The 11677-nt window shown below is 59.7% G+C and carries 10 protein-coding genes; 9 read left to right on the forward strand and 1 reads right to left on the reverse strand.

Annotated features, from left to right (window positions below):
* Positions 1–8: 8 nt before the first annotated feature.
* Positions 9–809 carry a thermonuclease family protein gene (locus LOY28_RS01905; protein WP_258612986.1) on the forward strand — a complete coding sequence of 267 codons (801 nt, stop codon included), beginning with the start codon at positions 9–11 and terminating at the stop codon, positions 807–809.
* Between the two features lie 170 nt (positions 810–979).
* A complete protein-coding gene (locus LOY28_RS01910; protein ID WP_018929144.1) occupies positions 980–2248 on the forward strand; it encodes a malic enzyme-like NAD(P)-binding protein in 1269 nt (422 codons plus the stop codon).
* A 133-nt stretch (positions 2249–2381) separates the two neighbouring features.
* Here the strand turns inward: LOY28_RS01910 and LOY28_RS01915 are convergent, their stop codons facing one another.
* Entirely contained in the window at positions 2382–4823 is a 2442-nt protein-coding gene (locus LOY28_RS01915) for a penicillin-binding protein 1A (RefSeq protein WP_018928619.1), read from the reverse strand.
* Between the two features lie 214 nt (positions 4824–5037).
* Here LOY28_RS01915 and LOY28_RS01920 point away from each other — a divergent pair, with 214 nt between their 5' ends.
* The 7 genes from LOY28_RS01920 to aroB all read left to right on the forward strand — a co-directional run bounded on the left by LOY28_RS01920 (position 5038) and on the right by aroB (position 11675).
* A complete protein-coding gene (locus tag LOY28_RS01920) occupies positions 5038–6102 on the forward strand; it encodes a pilus assembly protein PilM (RefSeq protein WP_018928618.1) in 1065 nt (354 codons plus the stop codon).
* Complete coding sequence (locus tag LOY28_RS01925; protein WP_018928617.1) at positions 6102–6668, forward strand: PilN domain-containing protein; 567 nt, start codon at positions 6102–6104, stop codon at positions 6666–6668. Before LOY28_RS01920 ends, LOY28_RS01925 begins: the two co-directional genes overlap by 1 nt.
* Positions 6665–7288 (forward strand): type 4a pilus biogenesis protein PilO, encoded by a 624-nt coding sequence (pilO, locus tag LOY28_RS01930; protein WP_018928616.1) that lies wholly within the window; start codon positions 6665–6667, stop codon positions 7286–7288. Before LOY28_RS01925 ends, pilO begins: the two co-directional genes overlap by 4 nt.
* Positions 7285–7812 carry a pilus assembly protein PilP gene (locus LOY28_RS01935; RefSeq protein WP_018928615.1) on the forward strand — a complete coding sequence of 176 codons (528 nt, stop codon included), beginning with the start codon at positions 7285–7287 and terminating at the stop codon, positions 7810–7812. Before pilO ends, LOY28_RS01935 begins: the two co-directional genes overlap by 4 nt.
* 13 nt (positions 7813–7825) lie before the next feature.
* Entirely contained in the window at positions 7826–9901 is a 2076-nt protein-coding gene (gene pilQ / locus LOY28_RS01940; RefSeq protein WP_018928614.1) for a type IV pilus secretin PilQ, read from the forward strand.
* A gap of 4 nt (positions 9902–9905) precedes the next feature.
* Complete coding sequence (aroK, locus tag LOY28_RS01945) at positions 9906–10424, forward strand: shikimate kinase AroK (protein ID WP_019581860.1); 519 nt, start codon at positions 9906–9908, stop codon at positions 10422–10424.
* 150 nt (positions 10425–10574) lie between these two features.
* Entirely contained in the window at positions 10575–11675 is a 1101-nt protein-coding gene (aroB, locus tag LOY28_RS01950; protein WP_258612987.1) for a 3-dehydroquinate synthase, read from the forward strand.
* The last annotated feature ends 2 nt before the right edge of the window (positions 11676–11677 follow it).

Raw genomic sequence — 11677 nt, forward strand, 5'->3', positions numbered from 1 at the left:
GTTTTTCCATGCTGATGAAAAAGGCGTCCCTCGCGGGCGCCTTTTTTATGTCTGCGATTTGGTTTTCCGCTGCCCAGGCCTTCTGCCCGGCGCCGAGCGGGCTGACGCCGGTCGCAGTCCAGCGGGTGGTGGATGGCGACACCTTGCGTCTGAGCGATGGGCGCAGTGTGCGCATGATCGGTTTGAACACGCCGGAGCTGGGCAAGCAGGGTCGTTCCGACGAGCCGTTCGCCGAGGCCGCGCGCAAACGCCTGGAAGCCCTGGTGGCCGCCAGCGACGGGCGGGTCGGTCTGCTGCCGGGTAAAGAAGGCAAGGACCATTACGGCCGCACGCTGGCCCATGTCTACAGCGTCGATGGCGCCAACCTCGAAGCGCAGATGCTTGCTGAAGGTCTCGGTTTTCAGGTCGCGGTAGCGCCGAACGTCGATTTGGTCGGCTGCCAGCAGGCGGCGGAACGCAGTGCTCGTCAGGCCGGTCTCGGGCTGTGGCGACAGTCACCTGTACTGAAAGCGGAGCAGATCAACGCGTCCGGCTTCGCCGTGCTTAGTGGTCGTGTGAGCAAGGTTCAGCGCAATCGCGGCGGGGTTTGGATCGAGTTGCAGGATTCAGTTGTATTGCGGGTTGCACCCAATTTGCTGGGGCAATTCGATGACGCGTCGCTTGAGAAGCTCAAAGGCAAGCAAATCGAGGCTCGTGGCTGGGTCGTGGATCGTTCGCGCCGTGGCGGGCTGAAGCCCGGGCAGGCACGCTGGCTTTTGCCGCTGACCGATCCGGCGATGTTGCAGGTCGCGCCGCAAGAAAAATTGTAGACATTTATTCTGTAGATTGTGAACAGTCCATCCCTTGTATTCCGTGGCTCTTGGCCCAAAGTCGTAGGGCAGGGCGCTTGACAGGGGTGACTGGTCAGTCTTGTGGGGACTTTGCGACACGAGTATCCTCGGCGGTCCGTCTGTCCAACAGTAAAAAGCGGAATGCCCACATGTCTGATTTGAAAACTGCCGCTCTCGAATATCACGCCAATCCTCGTCCAGGGAAGCTGAGTGTCGAGCTCACCAAGGCCACTGCTACCGCCCGCGACCTGTCGCTGGCCTACAGCCCCGGCGTAGCCGAACCAGTACGCGAAATCGCCCGCGATCCTGAACTGGCCTACAAATACACCGGCAAAGGCAACCTGGTTGCAGTCATTTCCGATGGCACCGCGATTCTGGGCCTGGGTAACCTCGGTCCATTGGCTTCCAAGCCGGTGATGGAAGGTAAAGGTGTTCTGTTCAAGCGCTTCGCCGGCATCGACGTGTTCGACATCGAAGTCGACTCCGAAAGCCCGCAAGCCTTCATCGACACCGTCAAGCGTATCTCCATCACCTTCGGTGGCATCAACCTGGAAGACATCAAGGCACCTGAGTGCTTTGAAATCGAACGCGCTCTGATCGAGCAGTGCGACATTCCGGTATTCCACGATGACCAGCACGGTACCGCGATCGTGACCGCTGCCGGCATGATCAACGCCCTGGAAATCGCCGGTAAAACCCTGCCGGAAGCCAAGATCGTCTGCCTGGGCGCCGGTGCTGCCGCCATCTCCTGCATGAAATTGCTGGTGAGCATGGGCGCCAACATCGAAAACATCTACATGGTTGACCGTACCGGTGTGATCCACTCCGGCCGTGATGACCTGAACCAGTACAAGGCCGTCTTCGCTCACGCGACCGACAAGCGCACCCTGGCTGACGCACTGGAAGGCGCCGACGTGTTTGTTGGCTTGTCCGGCCCGAACCTGCTGAGCGCTGAAGGCCTGAAATCCATGGCGGCCAACCCGATCGTGTTCGCATGCTCGAACCCGGATCCGGAAATCTCCCCGGAACTGGCGCACGCCACTCGCAACGATGTGATCATGGCCACCGGCCGTTCGGACTACCCGAACCAGGTCAACAACGTACTGGGCTTCCCGTTCATCTTCCGTGGTGCCCTGGACGTTCGCGCCAAGCGCATCAACGAAGAAATGAAAGTGGCTGCTGCCAACGCCCTGCGTGAACTGGCCAAGCTGCCAGTGCCTCAGGAAGTGTGCGATGCCTACGGCGGCATCAAGCTGGAATTCGGTCGTGAGTACATCATCCCGAAACCAATGGATGCCCGTCTGATCACCCTGATCTCCGATGCCGTGGCCAAGGCTGCAATCGAGACCGGTGTGGCGACCCTGCCGTATCCGAAGAACTACCCGCTGAAAAGCGTGGATGACGTGTTCAACGGCTAAGCCGTTGTAGCGCTTCAACCAAAGGCCCCGGCTCATTCTGAGTCGGGGCTTTTTTGTATCTGAGTGGTTTGCAGGCAGGCAATAAAAAGCCCCGCACTTCTTTCGAAGGCGGGGCTTTTTGGTGTTGCGGCGATCAGAACAAATCGATCGGCGCCGCTTCGTCCGCTGGTAGCGGGCTGCCCGGCACATTGCCGTTACCCAGCTCGTTCACCGACGGTGGCGTATCTTCGGCCTTGAACAGCTCAAAGTAGGCGCCTGGCGTGCTTGGGGTGGCTGCACGACCGCTGACCGGGTCGACCCGCAGGCTAAGGATGCCTTCAGGTTCCGGCTGGGTATGGGCTGGCTTGCCTTTGAGGGCAGCGCCCATGTAGTTCATCCAGATCGGCAGGGCGACGGTGCCGCCGAACTCGCGTTTACCCAGGCTTTCCGGTTGGTCGAAGCCGGTCCAGACGGTGGTCACGTAATCGGCGTTGTAGCCGGAGAACCAGGCGTCCTTGGATTCGTTGGTGGTGCCGGTCTTGCCCGCAATGTCACTGCGGCCCAAGGCCAGCGCACGACGGCCAGTACCGAGTTTGATCACGTCCTCAAGCATGCTGTTGAGGATGTAGGTGGTGCGACCATCGATGATACGTTCGGCCACCGCTGGCGTTTGTGACACTGGCTGGGCGCCCGGCGCTTCGCCTGGGATGGCGTTGACGGTGAAGGTATTGGCGGCCGGCACGGCGATGCCGTCGCTGACTACGTTGCCTTTCGGAACGCTCGGCGGGTTGGCAACGAACAGTGTGTCGCCGTTGCGGCTTTCAATCTTGTCGATGATATACGGGGAAATCTTGTAGCCGCCGTTGGCGAAGGTGCTCCAGCCAGTGGCGATTTCCATTGGCGTCAGGGTCGCGGTGCCCAATGCCAGGGACAGGTTGCGTGGCAGGTCCTGCTTGTTGAAGCCGAACTTGCTGATGTAGTCGATGGTGCGGTCGACGCCCAGCGCTTGCAGCAGGCGGATCGATACCAGGTTGCGCGACTTGTAGAGCGCTTCACGCATGCGGATAGGGCCGAGGAAGGTGTTGGTGTCGTTCTTCGGGCGCCAGACCTTGTCCAGGTACTCGTCGACGAACACGATCGGTGCGTCGTTCACCAGGCTGGCGGCGGTGTAGCCGTTATCCAGGGCGGCACTATAGACGAACGGCTTGAAGCTCGAACCTGGCTGGCGCTTGGCCTGCATGGCGCGGTTGTAGTTGCTCTGCTCGAAGGCAAAACCGCCGACCAGGGAACGAATGGCACCGTTCTGCGGATCGAGGGACACCAGTGCGCCCTGGGCCTGCGGAATCTGGCTGAATTTGAGCGAATTGTCCGGCTGACGTTGTACGCGAATCAGATCGCCGACCTGCGCGACGTCCGACGGCTGCTTCGGATTGGCGCCCATGCTGTTGGTGTTCAGGAACGGACGGGCCCACTTCATGGTGTCCCAGGCAACGTGTTCTTCGCCGGTGCGGGTCAGCACCTGCACGCCGTTCTTGTCGACCTGGGTCACGATCGCCGGCTCCAGGCTGCTGATGGTCCGCTGCTTGGTCAGTTCCTGGGTCCAGGCCTCTCGGGTTTTACCCGGCAGGCGTGACTCGGGGCCGCGATAACCGTGCCGTTGATCGTAGGTCATCAAGCCTTCGTGAACCGCGCTGTTGGCCATTTCCTGCAAATCGCTAGGCACCGTGGTGGTGACGCGGAAACCTTCGGTGTACGCATCGCTGCCATAGCGACCGACCATTTCGGCGCGGGCCATTTCGGCGACGTACGGTGCGTTCACTTCCGGAGTCGGCACGTGATAGCTGGCGTTCAGCGGTTCGTTGATCGCCGCGGTGTAGTCGGCTTCGGTGATCTTGCCGAGCTTGTACATGCGCCCCAGGATCCAGTCGCGACGCTCCTTGCTGCGGGCCGGGTTGGCCAGCGGGTTGAAGCGCGACGGGGCTTTTGGCAGACCGGCGATCATCGCCATCTGCGCCAGGCTGACGTCACGAATCGACTTGCCGTAATAGACCTGCGCCGCTGCCTCGATGCCATAGGCGCGGTTGCCCAGATAAATCTTGTTGACGTACAGCTCGAGGATTTCGTCCTTGGTCAGCTGCCGTTCGATCTGCAGGGCCAGGAGGATTTCGGTGGTTTTGCGCGAGAAGCTGCGTTCGCTGCTCAGGAAGAAGTTCTTCGCCACCTGCATGGTGATGGTGCTGCCGCCGGACTGAATGTGTCCGCTCTTTACCAGCTGGGTGGCGGCACGCATCAGGCTGCTGGGATCGACGCCGTAGTGGTTGGCGAAATTGTCGTCTTCAGCACTTAGTAACGCATTAATGAAATTGGGGGGAATGTCGGCGAAACGGATCGGCGTACGGCGCATTTCGCCAAATTCTGCGATCAACTTGTTGTCGCTGCTGTACACCCGCAAAGGAATCTGCAACTGAATGCTTCTCAGCGCCTCCACAGATGGCAATCCAGGGCTAAGGTAAAGAAAGGCGCCGCTCAGACCCAGGAGCAGTCCGCAGAAAACGGCGACGATGGACCAACCGAAGAATTTCAGCAGACGAATCAAGGCTTTTGGATATCCAGGGCAAAGAATGAATTAGGCATCAGGGTTCAGGCTATAAAGAGAATGACCCGCGCTTGCAGTGAAAGCGGAAAAACGCTCGGCATTATAAGCATTTTTCCGCAGGGAGCGTCATTTGCGCTTCTGTCAAGACGGGGGGTATTGAACGCAATGGATATTACAGAGTCCGTAACTCACGGATAGTCATAGGGAATTGGTAGTGCTAGGACTCTTCAATAAAAAAACCAATGCGCTTCTGGGGATCGACATCAGCTCTACGTCGGTGAAGCTGTTGGAGTTAAGCCGCCAAGGCGACCGTTATCGGGTCGAGGCCTATGCGGTCGAGCCGCTGCCCGCCAGTGCCGTGGTCGAAAAAAATATTGCCGAGCTCGAAGGCGTGGGGCAGGCCCTTGCGCGCGTGCTGCTCAAGGCCAAAACCAGCCAGAGGAACGTCGCCGTAGCGGTCGCCGGCTCGGCGGTGATCACCAAGACCATCGAGATGGACGCCGGTCTTTCCGACGACGAGATGGAAAACCAGCTGAAGATCGAGGCCGATCAGTACATCCCGTATCCGCTGGATGAAGTGGCGATCGACTTTGAAGTGCAAGGCGCGTCAGTGCGCAACCCCGAGCGGGTCAATGTGCTGCTGGCCGCCTGTCGCAAGGAAAACGTCGAGGTTCGTGAAGCGGCCCTGGCCCTGGCCGGGCTGACCGCGCGAGTAGTCGATGTCGAAGCCTATGCCCTGGAGCGAGCGTTCGGCTTGCTGGCAACCCAGCTGGCCGCCTCTCAGGAGCATCTGACCGTGGCGGTAGTCGATATCGGCGCCACCATGACCACCCTGAGCGTGTTGAATAATGGGCGGATCATCTACACCCGCGAACAATTGTTCGGCGGCCGACAACTGACGGAAGAAATCCAGCGCCGTTATGGCCTGACGGTCGAGCAGGCTGGGTTGGCGAAGAAACAGGGTGGTTTGCCGGACGATTACGTCAGTGAGGTCTTGCAGCCGTTTCGGGATGCGTTGGTGCAACAAGTATCGCGCTCATTGCAGTTTTTCTTTGCCTCCGGCCAATACAGCTCGGTCGATCACATTCTCCTGGCCGGCGGCACTGCCTCGGTCCCAGGGCTGGATCGGTTGATCGAGCAGCGTCTGGGTACGCCGACCCAGGTCGCTAACCCATTCTCCGACATGACCCTGAGCAGCAGGGTCAACGCCAGTGCCCTGGCGAGCGATGCGCCGGCACTGATGATCGCCTGCGGGCTGGCCCTCAGGAGTTTCGACTGATGGCACGGATCAATCTTTTACCCTGGCGTGAAGAGTTGCGCGAAGCGCGGCGCAAACGCTTTTTGCTGGCGTTGGCCGGTGTGCTGGCAGGGTCGGTGGGGGCACTGCTGATCACGGACCAGGTCATTAACAGCGCCATTGATCAACAAGTCGCGCGTAACGATTACATCGCCAAGCAGATTGCCGTGGTCGACGAACGGATCAAACAGATCAGCGATCTGAAGGCTCGTCGCCAGCAGCTCGTCGAGCGCATGCGCATCATCCAGGACCTGCAAGGCAACCGGCCGATCAGCGGGAGGATCTTCGATCAGTTGGCGCGCACCTTGCCGGACGGCGTGTATTTCACCGAAGTGAAAATGGTCGGCAAGACCTTGTCCATCACCGGCGCGGCGGAGTCCAACAATCGTGTTTCGGATTTGATGCGCAATCTAGATGCATCCGACTGGTTTGATGCGCCCAATCTCACGGAAGTCAAAGCGACCACCGCCGGTCAGCTGGATCAGGCCAATATTTTTCAGTTGACCGTCCGTCAGACTCAGCCGGCGATTGTGGGGGTGGCTAAATGAGGCTGTCCGAATGGCTCGAAGGGTTGCGCCAGATCGACATCAGCGATCTGGACACCAACAACATGGGTTCCTGGCCAAGGGCGATCAAGGTTCTTGCGAGTGTTCTGCTGATGGTGCTGGTGATGGCTCTGGGCTATAGCTTCCTGATCAGCGACCTGGAAAGCCACCTGGAACTCAAGCGTGAGGAGGAGTCGACGCTCAAGGAGCAGTTTGCGACCAAAGCCCACATGGCGGCCAATCTTGAGCTGTATACCCAGCAGATGAAGGAAATGGAGAACTCCTTCGGCATGCTATTACGGCAATTGCCCAGCGACACCGAAGTGCCCGGCCTGCTGGAGGACATCACCCGCACCGGCCTGGGCAGTGGCCTGGAGTTCGAAGAGATCAAGCTGCTGCCGGAGGTCACCCAGCAGTTCTACATCGAACTCCCTATCCAGATCACCGTCACCGGCGCCTATCACGACCTGGCCACTTTCGTCAGCGGCGTGGCGGGGTTGCCGCGGATCGTCACCCTGCATGATTTCGACTTGGTGCCGGCCAATCCCGAAGGCGGTCCGAAGTTGCGCATGAGCATCCTTGCCAAGACCTACCGCTACAACGACAAGGGGTTGCAGAAATGAACCCGATTCGTTGCCTGTCGATGGTGATGTGTCTGGTCGTCCTGGCCGGTTGTGGCGGTGACAATGGTTTCAGCGACATCGACGCCTACCTGAACGAAGTGCGCCTGCGAGCGCCCGGCAAGATTGAACCAACGCCGACATTCCAGTCTTATCCGACATTCACCTACAGCGCTGCCAACCTGCGCAGCCCGTTCTCCCGGCAGGTCAGAGTCGATCTGGCTGGCCAGAAGCACGGCTCGCGCAACGTCAAGCCCGACCCCAACCGGGTCAAGCAGTACCTCGAAGGCTTCAACATCGAACAATTTGAAATGGTCGGCACAATCTCCAATGCCTCCGGCTCCTTTGCGCTGCTGCGTGGGGCGGGCGGTGTGCATCGGCTGAAAGTCGGCGATTACCTGGGACGTAATGATGGACGGATCGTCGCCATCAGCGCTTCGCAAGTCGATGTGGTCGAAATCGTTCCCGATGGCGAAGGCGCCTGGCTGGAGCGGCCGCGGACCATCCCTTTGAAAGAGCACTCATAGTGGAACTCGAACAATGAACAGGATTTTCTCAACCTTCGGTATTTCGCTATGGATAGCGTTTCTGTCGCCGTTGGTACAGGCGGCCAACCTCAAAGCGCTGGATGTCGCCGCGCTGCCTGGTGACCGTGTCGAGCTGAAGTTGTCGTTCGACGGGCCGCCACCGCAGCCTCATGGCTATACGACTGAGCAGCCTGCGCGGATTGCGCTGGATTTGCCGGGAGTTACCAGTCAGCTGGCGAACAAGAGTCGTGACCTGGGCGGCGGCAATGCCCGCAGCGCCACGGTGGTGGAAGCCAAGGACCGCACGCGGCTGATCATCGGTCTGACTCAACTGACTCCGTATAACGCACGCGTCGAAGGCAACAACCTGTTCGTGGTCGTCGGGCAGGCGCCCGGTAACAAGGCGTCCAAACCGATTGCCAGCGCACCACGCGCGGCCACGGCGGTACCCGCACCCGCCAGAGCCAGTGCTCCCGTGGGCAAGGCTATTCGTGGCGTGGATTTCCAGCGTGGCACCCAGGGTGAAGGCAACGTGGTTATCGATCTGTCGGATCCGTCCATCGCCCCGGACATTCAGGAACGCGATGGCAAGATCATCGTCGGCTTCACCAAAACCCAATTGCCTGAGCGGTTGCGCGTCCGTCTCGACGTCAAGGATTTCGCTACCCCGGTGCAGTTCGTCAACGCCAGCGCCACGGGCGACCGGGCCATCATCAGCATCGAGCCCAGCGGCGCCTTCGATTATTCGACCTACCAGACCGATAACAAACTGACCATCAGCATCCGGCCGATGACTGTCGATGACTTGCAAAAACGCAACGCCGAACGTTTTGCCTACAGCGGCGAAAAGCTCTCGTTGAATTTCCAGGACATCGATGTGCGCTCGGTGCTGCAATTGATCGCCGATTTCACCAACCTCAATCTGGTGGCCAGTGATACGGTGCAGGGCGGCATCACGTTGCGCCTGCAGAATGTACCGTGGGATCAGGCGCTGGACCTGGTGTTGAAAACCAAAGGCCTGGATAAGCGCAAAATTGGCAATGTGTTGCTGGTGGCGCCGGCCGATGAAATCGCCGCCCGGGAGCGTCAGGAGCTGGAGTCGCAGAAACAAATCGCCGAACTGGCGCCTCTGCGTCGCGAGCTGTTGCAGGTCAACTACGCCAAGGCTGCCGATATCGCCAAGCTGTTCCAGTCGGTGACCAGCGCCGAGGCGAAAGTCGACGAGCGCGGTTCAATCACTGTCGATGAGCGGACCAACAACATCATTGCCTACCAGACCCAGGACCGCCTCGACGAGCTGCGTCGCATCGTTGCGCAGCTGGATATTCCAGTGCGTCAGGTGATGATCGAGGCGCGCATCGTTGAAGCCAACGTCGATTACGACAAAAGCCTCGGCGTGCGCTGGGGCGGTTCGGTGCAGAAGGGTAATTGGAACGGCTCCGGGGTCAACGGCTCTTCGACCACCGTCGGCACGCCGGGCAGCACCAGCACCAACTCGCCGTTCGTCGATCTTGGGACTTCCTCCAACACCTCGGGGATCGGCATCGCCTTCATTACCGACAATGTGCTGCTGGACCTTGAGCTGACGGCCATGGAAAAAACCGGCAACGGGGAAATCGTCTCGCAGCCCAAGGTGGTCACGTCAGACAAGGAAACCGCGAAAATCCTCAAGGGCACCGAAATCCCCTATCAGGAAGCCAGCTCCAGCGGTGCCACTTCAGTGTCGTTCAAGGAGGCTTCGCTGTCCCTGGAAGTGACACCGCAGATCACCCCGGACAACCGCATCATCATGGAGGTCAAGGTCACCAAGGACGAACCGGACTACCTGAACAAAGTGCAGGATGTACCGCCGATCAAGAAAAACGAGGTCAACGCCAAGGTATTGGTCAACGACGGCGAGACCATCGTGATTGGTGGGGTTTTCTCAAATACTCAGAGCAAGGTTGTAGATAAGGTGCCATTTCTCGGTGATGTGCCGTATCTTGGCCGCCTTTTCCGGCGTGACGTGGTTTCGGAGAAAAAATCCGAGCTGCTGGTATTTCTCACTCCGCGTATCATGAACAATCAGGCGATTGCTGTGAGTCATTGATTCTGTGCGAAATTTGATTCTTGTTGGACCGATGGGGGCTGGAAAAAGCACCATCGGCCGGTTGCTGGCCAAAGAGCTGCGCCTGCCGTTCAAAGATTCCGATAAGGAAATTGAATTGCGCACGGGCGCCAATATCCCGTGGATTTTCGATAAAGAAGGCGAACCGGGCTTTCGTGACCGCGAGCAGGCGATGATTGCCGAGCTGTGCGCGTCCGACGGCGTGGTGTTGGCGACCGGTGGCGGAGCGGTAATGCGCGAGGCCAATCGTCGGGCGCTGCACGCCGGTGGTCGGGTGGTCTATCTGCACGCGTCTGTCGAGCAGCAAGTGGGCCGAACGGCTCGCGATCGCAATCGGCCACTGCTGCGTACCGCCGATCCGGCCAAGACCCTGCGGGACTTGCTTGCGATCCGTGACCCGCTGTATCGGGAAATCGCCGACCTGGTGGTGGAAACCGATGAGCGGCCACCGCGGATGGTGGTGCTCGATATTCTCGAACGCTTGCAGCAGCTGCCGCCCCGTTAATGCACGGGGCGAAATGCGCTATCCTCGGCGTCCTGTCGCAGCCGCTCAAGGTTGTGGCGGATGACTACCGGACGGCGTCACACCAGCAGACGCCATGGAATTCGTAAACTCAAGGCAGGACGCCTGATTCCATCTTCACTGTGGGGACACATGCAGACACTCAAGGTCGATCTAGGCGAGCGCAGCTACCCGATTCATATTGGCGAAGGTTTGTTGGATAAGCCTGAGCTGCTGGCCCCGCATATCCGCGGGCGGCAGGTGGCGATCATCTCCAACGAGACCGTCGCGCCGCTCTACCTCGAGCGTCTGACCCGCAGTCTGGTGCAGTTCTCGGTCATTTCCGTGGTGCTGCCCGATGGCGAAGCCTTCAAGACCTGGGAAACCCTGCAACTGATTTTCGATGGCCTGCTGACCGCTCGGCACGACCGTCGCACCACGGTGATTGCCCTCGGTGGCGGCGTGATCGGTGACATGGCCGGTTTTGCCGCGGCCTGCTACCAGCGGGGCGTCGATTTCATCCAGGTGCCGACCACGTTGCTGTCGCAAGTCGATTCCTCGGTGGGCGGCAAGACCGGGATCAATCATCCGCTGGGCAAGAACATGGTCGGCGCCTTCTATCAGCCCAATGTGGTGCTGATCGATACCGCCACCCTCAACACACTGCCGGCCCGCGAACTGTCTGCCGGGCTGGCGGAAGTCATCAAGTACGGGCTGATCTGTGACGAGCCATTCCTGACCTGGCTCGAAGAAAACGTCGATCGCCTGCGCGCCCTGGACCAGGCCGCCCTGACTTACGCTATCGAACGTTCCTGTGCGGCCAAGGCGGCAGTGGTGGGTGCCGACGAGAAAGAGACCGGCGTGCGTGCCACGTTGAACCTGGGGCATACCTTCGGCCACGCGATCGAAACCCATATGGGCTATGGTGTCTGGTTGCATGGTGAAGCAGTCGCTGCTGGCACCGTGATGGCTCTGGAAATGTCCGCGCGGCTGGGCTGGATCAGCGAAGAGGAGCGTAATCGCGGTATTCGCCTGTTCCAGCGCGCCGGCCTGCCGGTCATCCCGCCGGAAGAGATGACCGAAGCAGATTTTCTCGAACACATGGCAATTGACAAGAAAGTGATCGACGGTCGTTTGCGCCTGGTGCTGCTGCGCCACATGGGCGAAGCGGTGGTGACCGACGATTATCCGAAAGAGGTTTTACAGGCCACGCTGGGAGCGGATTACCGCGCCCTGGCTCAGCTTAAAGGTTAATA

The sequence above is a fragment of the Pseudomonas sp. B21-017 genome, assembly GCF_024749245.1.
Classification (GTDB): domain Bacteria; phylum Pseudomonadota; class Gammaproteobacteria; order Pseudomonadales; family Pseudomonadaceae; genus Aquipseudomonas.